The sequence below is a fragment of the Amycolatopsis bullii genome, assembly GCF_014654205.1.
GTDB lineage: Bacteria > Actinomycetota > Actinomycetes > Mycobacteriales > Pseudonocardiaceae > Amycolatopsis > Amycolatopsis plumensis.
Map to the genome: position 1 here is coordinate 38,400 of NZ_BNAW01000023.1, position 14,938 is coordinate 53,337.

Here is a 14,938-nt window from a genome sequence, read left to right on the forward strand (position 1 = left end):
CCACCGACAGTTTCGGGCGGTCAGGCCGCGGCCGGACGCTCCTCGCCGCGGATCGACTCCAGCAGCGACGTCACCTCGCCCATGATCCGGGCCGTCGCCTCCTCCAGGACCTCGCGGGTCAGCGGCCGGTCGCGCAGGTCCGACAGGTCGACCGGCTGTCCGGCGACCAGCTCGACGGTCTTGCGCGGCCATCCGCGTGGGAATTTCGCCGTCGACGGCAGCAGGTGGTGGGTTCCCCAGTTGGCCACCGGGATCACCGGGGCGCCGGTCTCCAGCGCCGCCCGCACGACGCCGGTCTTGCCGCGCATCGGCCAGCCGTCCGGGTCGTTCGAGAAGGTGCCTTCCGGGAAGATCGCGACGCATTCGCCCGCCCGCACGGACGCCACCAGTTCGCGGTAGGCCTCCGCGGCCGTCGCCGCGCCGCGGTAGACCGGGATGTGCCGTCCCGAGCGCATCACCCGGCCGACCACCGGCAGCTTCCAGAGCGAGGCCTTCGCCAGGTAGCGCGGCACGCGCCCGGCGGCGAGGCAGAACGCCGTCAGCGTCGTCGGGTCGGCGAACGACAGGTGGTTCGACGCCACCAGCACGCCGCCGGTCTTCGGGATGTGGTGCGAGCCGCGCACCCGGAACCGGGTGGTCTGGACGAGGAACTGCCAGACCACCTCGATGGCGAAGCTGTACCAGGCGCCCCGGCCGGCGCGGGCGAAGCGCCGGCCGTAGGCGATCATCTGGCGTCGGGTGAGCAGCTCACCTTCGGTGTCCAGGGCGGTCCAGCGGTCCATGGGTGTCATTCGTAGCCCACGACCGGCCGGATCGGCCCGTACCCGCGCCGAACGCGGCGCAGATCACAGCGAAAAACTTCAGAGCCGCTCGAGCACCACGACGGGGATCTCCCGATCCGTCTTCTTGGCGTACTCGTTGTAGTCCGGCCAGACGGCGGCGAGCTTCTCCCAGAGCTTCGCGCGCTCCTCGCCGGACGTGGTGCGCGCGCGGGCCCGGAACTTGTCCGCCTTCACCTGGACGCCGACCTCCGGGTGCTCGAGGAGGTTGAAGTACCAGCCGGGGTGGTTCGGCGCGCCGCCCTTGGAGGCCACGATCACCGGGTTTCCGTCGACTTCCTGGTAGATCAGGGCGAACTTGCGCTCCTGCCCGGTCTTGCGGCCCTTGGTGGTCAAGACCAATGTCGGGACGCCTTCCTGCCAGTCGTGACCGACCTCGCCGTCGGTCTCCTCGTAGCGGCGGACGTGCTCGTCACCGAACAGCATGCGTGGTTCCTTTCGCGTGGGTCAGCAGTGGCGGGCTCACTACTTGAAGGTTCTCCTTGTTTCCAACAAACTCGCGGCGCGCGATCTTCCCGAACGTTTTCACTCGTTCGGGGGAGGTCCCCCGAGCAGCGGCTTCTCGGGACACACCCTCCTCCCAGTAGATTGCACCGACCGAGCACGCCGAGACACTCGAGACCGATCTTGGAGGAGCCAGCCATGAAGGCCCGGCCGCACGTGACACTCGAAGACGTGGCACGCAGCGCGAACGTCTCGCTCGCGACGGCGTCGCGGGTGCTCAACGGCACCGCGTCCGTCCGCGCCGACCTGCGGGAGCGGGTGTCCGCCGCCGCGGCCGAACTGGCCTACGCCCCCAACGCGCACGCACAGGCCCTCGCCGGCGGCACCCACCGCACGGTCGGCGTGATCTGCCACGACGTCAGCGACCCCTACTTCGCCGCCATCGCGGGCGGGGTGATGCGGGTGGCCACCGACAACGGGCTGCTCGTCATGCTCGCCGGCACGTTCCGCGACCCGGACCGCGAGGTCGCCTACGTCTCGACGCTGCGCGCGCAGCGGGCCGCGGCCATCCTGCTGATCGGCTCGGCGTTCGAGGACCGGGCGTGGGAACGCGCGATGGCCGCCGAGCTCGAGCCGTACCGCCGCGGCGGCGGCCAGGTCGCGGCGGTCAGCCGTCACCGCGGGCTCAAGATCGACACCGTGCAGCCGGACAACAAGGGCGGCGCCGCGGCGCTGGCGAAGGAGCTCGTCGGCCTCGGTCACAAGCGGTTCGCCGTGTTGGCCGGGCCACGGCGGCTGAGCACCGTGATCGACCGGCTGGCCGGGTTCTCCGGCGAGCTCGCCGCGCACGGCATCGAACTGCGCGAGGAGGACGTCGTCGAGGCCGCATTCAGCCGCGACGGCGGTTACGAGGCGACGAAACGGCTGCTCACCGGCCGCAAGCGCAAACTGCCGACCTGCCTGTTCGCCGTCACCGACGTGATGGCGATCGGCGCGCTGACGGCGTTGCGCGAGGAAGGCCTGTCCGTGCCCGGCGACATCTCGGTGGCCGGCTTCGACGACATCCCGGTGGTCCGCGACCTGGCCCCGGCGCTGACCACGGTCCGGCTGCCGCTGGAGGAACTCGGCGAACGCGCCATGGACCTGGCGATCAAGGGCTCCGCGGGCACCCGGCCGCGGACGGTCCGGCTGTCCGGCGAAGTCGTCCTGCGCGAAAGCACCGGACGCCCCAAGCGCTGACCCCACCGGGCCTTGTCGCGGCGCGGCACAGGCCCTACCGTGGGTTGAGAAAGCGCTTTCTGATCCTTCCGGAGGTCCTCGATGCTCGTGCTCCCGGCCCCCGGCGGCGAGCTGCTGAACTGGTCGCCGTCCGGGCCACGGCCCCCGGCGCCCCCGCCGACGCCACCGACCTCGCGCATCGCCTACGCCGCCGCGCACGTCGTCGCGGACGCGCTGGCCGACGAGCCCTACGCCGTGGACTGGGAAACGACGCTCGCCTTCCGCGAGCACCTCTGGTCGTCCGGCCTCGGCGTCGCGGAGGCGATGGACACCGCGCAGCGCGGCATGGGCCTCGACTGGGCGACGACGCAGGAGCTGGTGACCCGCACCGGCGCGGTCGCGGCCGGACGGCGCTGGTGCGCCGGCGTCGGCACCGACCAGCTGCCGCCGGGACCGGCCACCGTGGCGTCCATTGTGGACGCCTGGCGCGAGCAGCTCGACCTGGTCGCCGGCGCGGGGGCGGTCCCGGTCGTGATGGCCAGCCGGGCGCTGGCCGCGGCGGCGACGGGCCCGGACGACTACCACGCGGCGTACGGGAAGCTGCTGTCCGAAGCGGGCGGGCCCGTCCTGCTGCACTGGCTGGGCGAGCAGTTCGACCCGGCGCTGGCCGGCTACTGGGGCCACGACGACGTCCGCGCCGCCGCCCGCGAGCTGGCCACGCTCTGCACCGAGCACGCCGCCACCATCGCCGGGGTCAAGGTGTCGGTGCTCGACGCCGACGTCGAGGTCGGGTTCCGCCGGGCGCTGCCGGACGGCGTCGCCTGCTACACCGGCGACGACTTCAACTACCCTTCGCTGATCGCCGGGGACGGCGAAGGCCACAGCGAAGCCCTGCTCGGCATCTTCGACCCGCTCGCCCCGGTGGCCGCGGCGGCGCTGGCCCGCCTCGACGACGGCGACCACGCCGGCTTCCGCGCGCTGCTCGACCCGACCGTGCCGCTGTCCCGCGAGATCTTCCGCGCGCCGACCCGGCACTACAAGACCGGCGTGGTGTTCCTGGCCCACCTCAACGGCCACCAGGACCACTTCCGGATGATCGCCGGGCAGGAGTCCGCACGCACGATCACCCACCTGGCCACGCTGCTGCGGCTGGCCGACGAGGCCGGCGTGCTGGCCGACCCCGACCTGGCCGAGGCCCGGATGCGGCCGTTGCTGCAGGTCGCGGGGGTCGCGTGATGGATCCGCGGCTGAGTCTCAACCAGATCACCACGAAGTCCTGGTCGCTGCCCGAGGCGGTGGCCGGCTGCGCCGAGGCGGGCGTCGGCTGGATCGGGCTGTGGCGCGACAAGGTCGCCGAGGCCGGCGTCGACGAAGCCGCGCGGCTGCTCAAGGAGCACGGGGTCCGGGTGTCGTCGTTGTGCCGCGGCGGGTTCTTCACCGGCGTGACGCCGGAAGGGTCCCCTGTGGACGGTGTGGCGCAGACCCGCGAGGCGATCGACGAAGCCGCCGCGCTCGGCGCCGACGTGCTCGTGCTGGTCGTGGGCGGGATCGCGGGCAACGACCTCGCCGCGTCCCGGCAGCGGGTCGCCGACGCGGTGGGTTCGCTGGCCCCGTACGCCGGGGAGCGCGGGGTCCGGCTGGGTCTGGAGCCGCTGCACCCGATGCAGTGCGCGGAGCGCTCGGTGCTGTCCACTGTGGATCAGGCGCTGAAGATCGCCTCGGAGCACCCGGCCGAGCAGGTCGGCGTGATCGTGGACGAGTTCCACGTCTGGTGGGACCCGCGGATCGAGGAGTCGATCGCCGCGGCCGCGGGCCGGATCGCCGGGTTCCACGTGTGCGACGTCCTGGTGCCGCTCCCGGACCCGCTGCTCGGCCGCGCCCTGCCCGGCGACGGCCCGATCGACCACCGCCGGCTGCGCGCGGCCGTCGAAGCCGCGGGCTACACCGGGCCGATCGAGGTCGAGGTGTTCAACGCGGACCTGTGGGCCCGGCCCGGCGGGGACGTGCTCGCCGAGACCGTTACGGCGTTCGAGCGATACGTGGCCTGATTCGGTCCACGTGGCGGTACAATGGGACCACCAGGCGGATGGGGTCGCTCGTGAAGACAGACGAAGACGGATCGGTCCGGAGCGTGCTCCGCGCGTTCGACCTGCTCGCCCTCTTCACGGAACACCGCCGGACCTGGGCCGTCAAGGACCTCACCGCGGCCAGCGGCCTCGCGAAGACGACCGTGCTGCGGCTGGTCGCCACCTGTGAGCAGCGCGGCCTGCTGTGGACGCGGCCCGACGGGCGGATCACCGTCGGGCCCGGGATGCTGCGCTGGGCGCAGCTGGCGAACACGGCGTGGCAGCTGCCCGAGCCGGTCCGCCAGGTGCTGCGCGAGCTGGCCGGGGAGTGCCGGGAGACGGTCAACCTGTACGTGCGCAGCACGTCCGTGCTCGTCTGCGTGGCCCAGCAGGAGGGACCGCTGGCCATCCGGCACGTCGGCCGCGTCGGCGACGAGCTGCCGCTCGGCTTCGGGGCCGCCGGGCGGGTCCTCGACGGCACCGAGGGGGCCGCGGTCACCCACGACGAGCCGGAGCCCGGCGCGTCCAGCGTCGCCGCGCCCGTGCACGACGGCGACGGCCGGCTGCTCGCGGCGCTGGCGGTCACCGGGCCCAGCAGCCGGTTCGGCCCCGGCGAGGTCGCTGCGTTCACCGAAGCCGTCACCGCCGCTTCGGTGCGGATATCGCAGATCGGCCTCGGGACACGGGCGGAATAGGCCACAGCTGTCCAAGATCCGCCGGGTCGTTGGTTAGGCTTCCCGCATGCCGAACCTGCTGGTGGTGGAAGACGACGCCGCGATCGGCAGCGTGCTCGAATCGACCCTGCGACTGCACGGTCACCAGGTGTGCTGGTGCCGCGACGGGCGGACCGCCCTGCAGGCCGCCGAACCCGGCGAATTCGACCTCGTCCTGCTCGACCTCGGCCTGCCCGACCTGGACGGCGTCGAGGTCTGCCGCCGCCTGCGGGCCGCGCTGCCCGCCGCGGTGCTGGTCATCCTCACCGCGCGGCAGGAGGAGATGGACGTCGTCGTCGGACTCGACGCCGGGGCCGACGACTACCTCACCAAGCCGATCCGGCTGGGCGAGCTGCTGGCCAGGGTGCGGGCGCACCTGCGGCGCGGCGCGCCGGCCGGGGCCCGGCCCCCGGTGACCATCGCCGGGCTGACCGTCGACATCGCCGGCCGCCGCGCCACCCTGGGCGGGCGCGAGGTGGTGCTGCGCGCCAAGGAGTTCGACCTGCTGGCCCGGCTCGCCGAGCAGCCCGGCGTGGCGGTCAGCCGGGAGACGCTGATGTCCGAGGTCTGGGACGCCCACTGGTACGGCTCGACCAAGACACTGGACGTGCACATCGCGGCGGTGCGCCGCAAGCTCTCGGCGGCCGCCGGACCCGACGACGAGGTGCCGCGGATCGCCACCCTGCGCGGGCACGGCTACCGGCTGGAAGACCCGGCCCGGTCCGCGGCCGAAGGGTAGCCGTGCGCCGCCGGATCACCTCGCTGACGGTGCTGGCCGCACTCGTCGCCACCCTGCTGTTCGCGCTTCCGCTGGGCTTCGCGGTGTGGCAGTACTACCACGACGACGCGAAAGGCGACCTGGAGCGGGCCGCGGACGGCGCCGCGCTCGCCGTGTCACACGAGCTGAACGCCGGCCTGACGCCGGACGTGCCGCCGTCCGAGGACGAGGACGGCGACGTCGAAGTCGCGATCTACCTCCCGGACGGGCGGCTGGTCGCCGGGCGCGGGCCCGCCGTCGCCGGCCCGGTCGAACGGCAGGCCGCCAGGGCCACGGTGGACGTCGTCATCGGCCGCGAAGGCGACGAAATGGCCTTGGCGGTGCCGGTGGTCAGCGGCTCCCGGCTGACCGGCGTGGTCCGCGCCGCGCGGCCGCTGTCCCAGCTGCGGCTGCAGATCATCCTGACCTGGGTCGGCATGACCGGGCTCGCGGTCGTGACGACCGGGGTGAGCTGGCTGCTGGCCCGGCGGTTCACGAAGCGGCTGGTCCAGCCGCTCGAGGAGCTCGCCGCGACGGCCGAACGGCTCGGCGACGGCGACTTCACGGTCCGGTCGCCGCGCGCGGGCATCCCCGAGATCGACCAGGTCGGCGAGACGCTGGACGCCACCGCGGCCCGGATCGGCTCGACGCTGGAGCGCGAGCGGGCGTTCTCCGCGGAGGCGTCGCACCAGCTGCGCACGCCGCTGACCGGGCTGCGCCTGCAGCTCGAAGCCGCGCTGGAGACACCGGCCGCGGACCCGTACGCGGCGATCCGCGCCGGCATCGCGTCCGCCGACCGGCTGGAACGCACCATCGAGGACCTCCTGGCGCTGGGCCGGGAACGCCGGGCACCACGGGCCGAACTGGACCTCGGCACGCTCCTCGACGAAGTCCGGCAGGCCGGCGAGGCCCTGCTCGCGCCGCAGGGCCGGGCCATCCGGATCCTCCGGGAAGACCCGCCCCCGGCGCGCGTGGCGGCCGCGGCGGTCCGGCAGGTCCTCGGCGTGCTGCTGGACAACGCGGTGACCCACGGGCACGGCACGGTCACGGTCCTGGCCCGCGACGCCGGTGACGCGCTCGCCATCGACGTCGCCGACGAAGGCCCGGACCTGGGCGAGAAAGACCCGTTCGCGACAGCCCCCACCGGCCACGGCATCGGTCTGCGCCTGGCTCGCGGCCTCGCCGAAGCCGAAGGCGGCCGCCTCCGGCTCAGCCGCCCCGACCCGCCGACGTTCACCCTCCTCCTCCCCGCCGCCCCGCCGTGACCGGAGGGGCATCACCCGTGTCCACAGGGGCATCACGCGTGATTGGAAGGGCATTACGTGTGATTGGAGGGGCATCACGGTGATGCCTCCCGGATCACGCTCGATGCCCCGCGGATCACGCTCGATGCCTCCCGGATCACGGGTGAAGCCCGCCGGATCACGGTGGTGAGCCGGTCACATCGGGAAGGTTTTCCGGAAGGTGGCCGAGAGGGGCTCGAGGTCGGCGATGAGGTGGTCGAGTTCGTCGGCGGTCAGGGCGTCGTAGGGGGCCTCCGCGAGCCGGTCGGTCATGGCCTCGACGCGGTCCTTCGTGGCCCGGCCGGCGGGCGTGAGCCAGCCGTCCGGGCCGACGAGGCCGCGGGCGCGCATGCCGTCGATCACCGCGTCCAGCTGGGCGGCGGGCAGGTGCCAGACCCGGCCGAACTTCTCCGCGGGCAGGTCGACGGACAGGGCGTGGAGCACGTGGGCCTCCGTCCCGCCGATGCCCTCGGTCAGCAACGCGACGGTGTGGCCGTCGCCGCGGTGCTCCCGCAGCAGGGTGGCCGCGTGCCACAGCCGGGCCACCGGTTCCTGCGGCACCGGGAGCGCACGCAGGGCGGCGTAGAGCGGACGTCCCCCGACCGGCGCGCTGGTCGCCGCCTTCAGCAGCAGGTCGGCGGCGCGGGCGACGCGCGGGTCGTCGGCCAGGTCACCGAGGACCCGCCGCATTCCGGCGACGCAGCCCCACTCGCGGGCGGCCAGCGCCGCCTCGGGCGTGGTCAGCTCCCAGACGCGGGGGATGTGGCGGGCCACCTCGCCGGGTGCGAAGTTGTAGAAGACCGCGTGGACCACCTCGGCGGGCACGTCCCGGCCGAAGGGGGCGGCCCGGCCGGCGAAGTAGGCGTCCCACACGTTGCGCAGGCCGAGCGCCATCAGGGCCTCGTCCGACTCGTCGGCGAAGTAGGGCACCAGGCCGATCGGCTCGACCAGGTCGTACATGCGGCGGGCGACGGGCATCTTCTTCCCCCTGCGGGTCCGGGCGGCGCCCTCGTGGCGGCCGCTCACCCCCTCCACGAACGGCTCTCCCCGGATCCGACAACGCCGGCCTGAGCAAAATCGGCTTCGGAACGAATCGCCATGATTCGTCGTCGCTGTGCAATGAATCACCTGTGATTCATCTGTACGGGCAACGTTCTCGTGTTTTCCGCTCCGGAGACGACCGTTACCGTCGTCGGCATGACTTTGCGAGCCGCGACGGTGCGGCGGAAACCGGTCGCCGACCTGGTCGCCGAAGGCGATCATGGCACGTTGAAGCGGTCGCTCGGCCTCGGGCAGCTCACCATGCTCAGCATCGGGGCGACGCTGGGCAGCGGCATCTTCGTCGTGCTCGGCGAGGCCGTCCCGGTGGCCGGCCCGGCTGTGGTGCTCTCGTTCGTGCTGGCCGGCGTCACGGCGTTGTTCTCCGCGCTGTCCTACGCCGAGCTCGCCGGGATGATCCCGCTGTCCGGATCGTCGTACTCCTACACCTACGCCACCCTCGGCGAGCTCGTCGCCTGGGTCTGCGGGTGGTGCCTGGTGCTCGAATACGGCGTCTCGGTCGCCTCGGTCGCGGTCGGCTGGGGCCAGTACCTCAACGAACTGCTGCGGCTGGCCTTCGGCTTCACCATCCCGGACGCGCTCAGCGGACCGCCCGGCGACGGCGGGGTCGTCAACGTGCCCGCCATCCTCGTCGTCGTCCTCGCGATGCTCCTGCTGCTGTCCGGCGCCAAGGAGAGCGCGCGGGCGAACGCGGTCATGGTCGCGGTCAAGATCGGCACGCTGGTGCTGTTCTGCGCGATCGCCTTCAGCGCGGTGCAGGCGAAGAACTTCACGCCGTTCCTGCCGCTCGGGCTGGCCGGGCTGAGTGCCGGTGGCGCCAAGCTGTTCTTCTCCTACATCGGCTTCGACGCGGCCTCGACCGCCGGCGAGGAGGCGAAGAACCCGCAGCGCGACCTGCCGCGGGCGATCCTGCTCTCGCTCGGCATCGTCACCGTGCTGTACTGCCTGGTCGCGGTGGCCGCCGTCGGCGCCCTGCCCTGGCAGCAGTTCGACGGCCAGGAGGCCGCGCTTTCGCACGTGCTCGACGTCGTCTCGGACAACCCGTTCTGGGCCGGGCTGCTGGCCGTCGGCGCGATCGTGGCGATCTCCAGCGTCGTGCTGACCGTCCTCTACGGACAGACCCGCATCCTGTTCGCGATGTCCCGCGACGGCCTGGTCCCGCCCGCTCTCTCCAAAGTGGACGCGAAGACCGGCTCCCCGCGGACCAATACCCTCGTGGTCTCGGCGTTCGTCGCCGTCCTGGCCGCCTTCATCCCGCTCGGCAAGCTGGCCGACGCCACCAGCATCGGCACGCTGTTCGCGTTCGGGCTGGTCAACATCGCCGTGCTGATCCTGCGGCGCAGCCAGCCCGACCGCCCGCGGACGTTCCGCGTCCCGCTCGCGCCGGTGACGCCGATCCTGGGCGTGCTCTGCTGCGCGTACATGATGCTCAGCCTCGACGGCGCCACCTGGCTGGTCTTCGGCGCCTGGATGGTCCTGGGGCTGCTGATCTACTTCGGTTACGGGATGCGGAAGTCGAGGCTGGCGTGAGGGTCGCGATCCACCAGGGCCCGCTCGAGGACCTGCGAGAAATCAACGCCGACCTGGTCGTCACGGCGGAGATGAGCACGACGGGTTACCACATCGGCGCTCGCACGCACGAGCTCGCCGAACCCGCCGACGGCCCCACCGCGGCCCGGATGTCCGCCCTCGCGCGGCAACTGGGCACCGCGCTGGCCTACGGCTACCCGGAAACCGACGGCGAGCACGTCTACAACAGCGTCCAGCTGGTCGACGCCACCGGACGCCGGCTGGCCAACTACCGCAAGACGCACCTCTTCGGCGACCTCGACAAGGCCTGGTTCACCCCCGGCGACGAGCCGGTCGTCCAAGCCGACCTCGGCGGCCTCCGGATCGGGCTGCTGATCTGCTACGACGTCGAGTTCCCCGAGCTGGTCCGCGCGCACGCGCTCGCCGGCACCGAACTGCTGGTCGTGCCGACCGCGCTGATGAGCCCGTACGAGCTGGTCGCCGACACGCTCGTGCCCGCGCGGGCCTACGAAAGCCAGCTGTTCGTCGCCTACGCGAACCGCTGCGACACCGAGCGGGAGCTGACCTACTGCGGGCGGTCCTGCGTCGTGGCCCCGACCGGCGAGGTGCTGGCCCGCGCCGGGGCCGGGCCCGAGGTGATCACCGCCGACGTCACCCGGGACGCCTTGGCCGCGTCCCGCCTGGAAAACACCCACCTGGCCGACCGACGGCCCGACCTGTACCGGGGAACCACCGCATGACCTCCGCCGTTCCGACCGCGATCCACCACGACGAACCGGCGGGCCGCCCGATCACGATGTTCGGCCCGGACTTCCCGTTCGCCTACGACGACTACCTGGCCCACCCGGCCGGCCTGGGCTCGGTGCCCGCGCACCGGCACGGCACCGAGGTCGCCGTGATCGGCGGCGGCCTTTCCGGGATCGTCACCGCGTACGAGCTGATGAAGCTGGGCCTGCGGCCGGTGGTGTACGAAGTCGCCGAACTCGGCGGCCGGCTGCGCACCGTGCGGTTCCCCGGCTGCCCGGACGACGTCGTCGCCGAGATGGGCGCGATGCGCTTCCCGCCCGCGTCGACCGCGCTGTTCCACTACATCGACAAGGTCGGCCTGGAGACCACGCCGTTCCCCAACCCGCTCGCCCCGGGAACGCCGAGCACCGTCGTGGACCTGAAGGGGCAGAGCCACTACGCGCGTACACCCGAGGACCTGCCGGCCGTCTTCCGGGAGGTCGCCGCGGCCTGGGACCGCACGCTGGCCGAGCACGCCTCCTTCGCCGAGATGCAGACGGCGATCCGCGACCGCGACGCGAAGACGATCAAGCGGCTGTGGAACGAGCTCGTCCCGCGGCTGGACAACCAGACGTTCTACGGGTTCCTCTGCGACTCCCCCGCGTTCGCCTCCTTCCGCCACCGCGAGATCTTCGGCCAGGTCGGCTTCGGCACCGGCGGCTGGGACACCGACTTCCCCAACTCCATCCTGGAGATCCTGCGCGTGGTCTACACGGGAGCGGACGACGAGCACCGCAGCATCGTCGGCGGCAGCAGGCAGCTCCCGCTCCGGTTGTGGGAGCACGCCCCGGAAGGCATCGCTTTCTGGCCGTCCGGCACCAGCCTCAGCACGCTGCACGGCGGACGGCCGCAGCCCGGCGTCGCGCGGCTGCACCGCACGGCACCGGCCAACATCACCGTGACCGACGCGTGCGGGCACATCCGGACGTTCCCGGCCGCGGTGTTCACCGCGCAGAGCTGGATGCTGCTGTCCAACATCGAGTGCGACGAAGCGCTCTTCCCGATCGACCACTGGACGGCCATCGAGCGCACGCACTACATGGCGTCGTCGAAGGTGTTCGTGCCGGTCGACCGGCCGTTCTGGCTGGACCGAGACGCAGGCACGGGCCGCGACGCGATGAGCATGACGCTCACCGACCGGATGCCGCGCGGCACGTACCTGCTCGGCGACGACCCGGACGCGCCCGCGGTGATCTGCCTGTCCTACACGTGGGCCGACGACTCGCTGAAGTGGCTGCCGCTGCCGGTGGGCGAGCGCGTCGAGGTGATGCTCCAGTCGCTGCGCGAGATCTACCCGGGTGTCGACGTCCGGCGGCACATCATCGGCGACCCGGTGACCGTGTCGTGGGAGGCCGAACCGCACTTCATGGGCGCGTTCAAGGCGAACCTGCCCGGCCACTACCGCTACCAGCAGCGGCTGTTCACGCACTTCGTGCAGGACGAGCTGCCGGCGCGCTACCGCGGGCTGTTCCTGGCCGGTGACGACATCTCGTGGACGGCGGGCTGGGCCGAGGGCGCGGTCCAGACCGCGCTGAACGCGGTGTGGGGCGTGCTGCACCACTTCGGCGGGACCACCGATCCGGCGAACCCGGGCCCGGGCGACGGCTTCGCGGACATCGCACCGATCACGCTGCCGGACTGACCGTGCCCCGATCGTGGGAGCACATCCGACATAGTGCGGACTACCCTGCCCGGCGCAACGGCCCGTGCAACGATGGGCGGATGAACACCGAGCCGGCGCCGAGATGGCGAAGACTGGAACCGGACGAACGGAAGGAACAGATCTACGCTTGTGCGGCGCGGCTGTTCGGTGAGCGTCCCTACTCCGCAGTGTCCACTTCGGACATAGCCGCGGCGGCCGGGGTGGCGCGGGGGCTGATCAACCACTACTTCGGCACCAAACGCGAGCTGTACCTGGAAATCATCCGCCGCGCGCTGACCGTGCCGCGGCTGGCCGTCGAGATCCTCCCCGACGGGCCGCTCGAACTGCGCGCGGACGTCGCCATCGAGTGGTTCCTCGACATGGTCACCAGCCAGGAGCGGATGTGGCTGGCCGCGATCGCGCCCGAAGGCATCGGCCGCGACCTCGAGGTGGAGCGCATTCTCGAAGAAGCCGACCGCGAATCCGCCGACCGCGTGCTGGAGGCCGTCGGGCTGTCCCGGGAAAGCGAGCACGGACCCGAGCTCAACGCGCTGGTGCGCGCGTTCGGCGGGATGGTGAAGGCAGCGGGCCGGGAGTGGCTCGTGCGCGGGTCGCTGACGCGGGACCAGGTGCACCTGCTGCTGTCGAAGTCGCTGGTGACCCTGGTCGGGGAGATCTTCCCGGCCATCCAGGCGGAGCCGCCGCGCACCGGCCCGCCGTCACCGCGGCCGGGCGACTCCGGGTAGACCGAAGCCCCCGGCGCCACGAGGGGGAGGAGGGCGCCAGGGGCTCCGGGTCAGTGGGCGAACCACCGACGCACGCCCACGGTACGCCGCGGCACTGTCAAGTCGCTGTCAACCCGAGATGTCCGGATTGCGAAGTTCGTCCAGCCGGTGCGCCAGACCGTCGAGACACCGCCTGACCGCGTAGTCGTAGAGCTGCGCGTAGTAGCCGGAGGCGAGGTCCGGGTCGCCCATCAGGTCGTGCATCGCCGCACCCAGCTCGGCCATCCCCGGCAGGTCGGCCCGTTCGCGGTAGGTCGCGTACTCCTCGGTGTTGTCGATCCGCAGGGCGAGCGCGCCGTCGCGGTCGTCCTCCATCGCGACGAACTGGCAGGCGGTCATCAGCAGCAGGTTGTAGGCCAGCACGCTCTCGCGGCCGAAGCCGGCGGCCAGCAGCACGCCGATGCCCGCGTCGATGGACCGCGTGGCCGCCTCGACCGACGGGCCGAACAGCGCCAGCCGCCGTGCGCAGCCCGGGTAGGTCCGCAGCACCGCGCGCAGGCCGGCCAGCAGCTCGGTGAACCACTCCTGCCACGGCAGCCGCTCGTCCGGCAGCTCCAGCAGCCCGACGACCCGGTCGACGACGGCGTTCACCACCGCGTCCCGGTCGCCGACGTGGTGGTAGATCACCGCCGGGTAGGCCTCGACCGAGCGGGCCAGCTCCCGCAGCGTCCAGTTGTCCAGGCCGCGCTGGGCGGTGAGGGCGGTGGCCGCGCTGACGATGCGGTCGGCCGTCAGCGCCGGCAGTCCCGCCGCGGCCCGCGACCGGGGGCGCTGGCCCGTACCCGAGGATGAGGTCGGCATGGGGCGTAACGGTAACGGCACCGCCGGGCCGGGTGCCAGGTCCGCGCGGGTACGGCAGGATCGGGGTATGGCACGCGCACAGGCCAACGGTCTCGAGCTCGAGTACGACACCTTCGGCGACCCGGCGGCCCCGCCGCTGGTCCTCGTGATGGGCCTCGGCGCCCAGATGATCACCTGGGAGGACGGCTTCTGCGAACTGCTCGCCGGCCACGGGTTCTTCGTCGTGCGCTACGACAACCGGGACGTCGGGCTCTCGACGTGGCTCGACCACCTGCCGCCGCCGGACCTGGCCGCGCTGGCGGCCGGCGACCTCACGAGTGCGCCGTACACGTTGTCGGACATGGCGGATGACGCGGTGGGGCTGTTCGACGCGCTCGGTATTTCCCGGGTGCACGTCGTCGGCGCGTCGATGGGCGGGATGATCGTGCAGCAGCTGGCGATCGACCACCCGGACCGGCTGCTGTCGATCACGTCGATCATGTCGACCACCGGTGGCCGGTCGGTCGGGCAGGCCGAGCCGTGGGCGCTGGCGCTGCTGACCCGGCCGCCGGCGTCGACGCGGGAGCAGGCGCTGGCGGACAGCGTCGAGGGCTACCGGAAGCTCGGCTCCCCCGGCTACCCGGACGACGAGGCGTTCCTGCTGGCGAAGGCGGCGTTGCACTACGACCGCGCCCGCCACCCGGTGGGCACGCTGCGCCACGCGGCGGCCGTGGTGGCGTCCGGCGACCGAACGGCTCTTTTGCGTTCGGTGCGCTTGCCCGCGTTGGTCGTCCACGGCGACGGGGACCCGCTGATCAACGTCAGCGGCGGCAAGGCGACGGCGGAGGCGATCCCGGGCGCGGAGCTGGTGGTGATCCCGGGGATGGGACACAACCTGCCGCGCGCGGTCTGGGCGGAGATCGCCGGCGCGATCAAGGGCGTCACCGAGCGGGTAAACGAAACGTAAAGATCGCGGGCCTGGGTGTAGGGAATGTGTCCTGGGCCACGCTTTGGCTTGTCCGCCGGACTGGACTGG

At 72.4% G+C, this 14,938-nt stretch carries 15 protein-coding genes; 11 read left to right on the forward strand and 4 right to left on the reverse strand.

The features are described from left to right. Positions 1-20 precede the first annotated feature (20 nt). Both IE317_RS24290 and IE317_RS24295 read right to left on the reverse strand, forming a co-directional pair. Positions 21-782 carry a lysophospholipid acyltransferase family protein gene (locus IE317_RS24290; protein WP_373309104.1) on the reverse strand — a complete coding sequence of 254 codons (762 nt, stop codon included), beginning with the start codon at positions 780-782 and terminating at the stop codon, positions 21-23. Positions 783-860: 78 nt separating this feature from the next. Further along, a complete protein-coding gene (locus IE317_RS24295; RefSeq protein ID WP_191313641.1) occupies positions 861-1,265 on the reverse strand; it encodes a nitroreductase family deazaflavin-dependent oxidoreductase in 405 nt (134 codons plus the stop codon). 216 nt (positions 1,266-1,481) lie between these two features. Between IE317_RS24295 and IE317_RS24300 the strand changes: the two genes are divergently transcribed. The 6 genes from IE317_RS24300 (at position 1,482) to IE317_RS24325 (ending at position 7,302) form a co-directional block, all read left to right on the forward strand. Continuing rightward, the gene (locus IE317_RS24300; RefSeq protein WP_191313642.1) at positions 1,482-2,522 is read left to right on the forward strand and encodes a LacI family DNA-binding transcriptional regulator; all 1,041 of its coding nucleotides are present in this window, start codon (positions 1,482-1,484) and stop codon (positions 2,520-2,522) included. Positions 2,523-2,603: 81 nt separating this feature from the next. Further along, entirely contained in the window at positions 2,604-3,737 is a 1,134-nt protein-coding gene (locus IE317_RS24305) for a DUF993 family protein (RefSeq protein WP_191313643.1), read from the forward strand. Then, positions 3,737-4,549 (forward strand): sugar phosphate isomerase/epimerase family protein, encoded by an 813-nt coding sequence (locus IE317_RS24310; RefSeq protein WP_191313644.1) that lies wholly within the window; start codon positions 3,737-3,739, stop codon positions 4,547-4,549. Before IE317_RS24305 ends, IE317_RS24310 begins: the two co-directional genes overlap by 1 nt. Before the next feature lie 50 nt (positions 4,550-4,599). After that, positions 4,600-5,262 (forward strand): IclR family transcriptional regulator, encoded by a 663-nt coding sequence (locus IE317_RS24315; protein ID WP_191313645.1) that lies wholly within the window; start codon positions 4,600-4,602, stop codon positions 5,260-5,262. 46 nt (positions 5,263-5,308) lie between these two features. Further along, positions 5,309-6,019, forward strand: a complete 711-nt coding sequence (locus IE317_RS24320) for a response regulator transcription factor (RefSeq protein WP_191313646.1) — start codon at positions 5,309-5,311, stop codon at positions 6,017-6,019. 2 nt (positions 6,020-6,021) lie between these two features. Further along, positions 6,022-7,302: a sensor histidine kinase gene (locus IE317_RS24325; RefSeq protein ID WP_191313647.1), complete on the forward strand. Its 1,281-nt coding sequence runs from the start codon at positions 6,022-6,024 to the stop codon at positions 7,300-7,302. A gap of 174 nt (positions 7,303-7,476) precedes the next feature. On the opposite strand, the gene IE317_RS24330 is transcribed toward IE317_RS24325, so the two are convergent. Further along, positions 7,477-8,298: an SCO6745 family protein gene (locus IE317_RS24330; protein WP_415306552.1), complete on the reverse strand. Its 822-nt coding sequence runs from the start codon at positions 8,296-8,298 to the stop codon at positions 7,477-7,479. Positions 8,299-8,517: 219 nt separating this feature from the next. On the opposite strand from IE317_RS24330, the gene IE317_RS24335 reads away from it, so the two are divergent. The 4 genes from IE317_RS24335 (at position 8,518) to IE317_RS24350 (ending at position 13,083) form a co-directional block, all read left to right on the forward strand. Next, positions 8,518-9,909, forward strand: a complete 1,392-nt coding sequence (locus IE317_RS24335; RefSeq protein WP_191313648.1) for an amino acid permease — start codon at positions 8,518-8,520, stop codon at positions 9,907-9,909. Continuing rightward, positions 9,906-10,649, forward strand: a complete 744-nt coding sequence (locus IE317_RS24340) for a carbon-nitrogen hydrolase family protein (protein ID WP_191313649.1) — start codon at positions 9,906-9,908, stop codon at positions 10,647-10,649. Before IE317_RS24335 ends, IE317_RS24340 begins: the two co-directional genes overlap by 4 nt. After that, positions 10,646-12,337, forward strand: a complete 1,692-nt coding sequence (locus IE317_RS24345; protein ID WP_191313650.1) for a flavin monoamine oxidase family protein — start codon at positions 10,646-10,648, stop codon at positions 12,335-12,337. Before IE317_RS24340 ends, IE317_RS24345 begins: the two co-directional genes overlap by 4 nt. An 80-nt stretch (positions 12,338-12,417) precedes the next feature. Beyond that, positions 12,418-13,083, forward strand: coding sequence for a TetR/AcrR family transcriptional regulator (locus tag IE317_RS24350; protein ID WP_191313651.1), 666 nt, complete (start codon positions 12,418-12,420; stop codon positions 13,081-13,083). 108 nt (positions 13,084-13,191) lie between these two features. Here IE317_RS24350 and IE317_RS24355 read toward each other — a convergent pair whose 3' ends face one another. Then, positions 13,192-13,923: a TetR/AcrR family transcriptional regulator gene (locus tag IE317_RS24355; RefSeq protein ID WP_191313652.1), complete on the reverse strand. Its 732-nt coding sequence runs from the start codon at positions 13,921-13,923 to the stop codon at positions 13,192-13,194. A gap of 67 nt (positions 13,924-13,990) precedes the next feature. Between IE317_RS24355 and IE317_RS24360 the strand changes: the two genes are divergently transcribed. Next, positions 13,991-14,869, forward strand: a complete 879-nt coding sequence (locus tag IE317_RS24360; protein ID WP_191313653.1) for an alpha/beta fold hydrolase — start codon at positions 13,991-13,993, stop codon at positions 14,867-14,869. Positions 14,870-14,938: the final 69 nt, after the last annotated feature.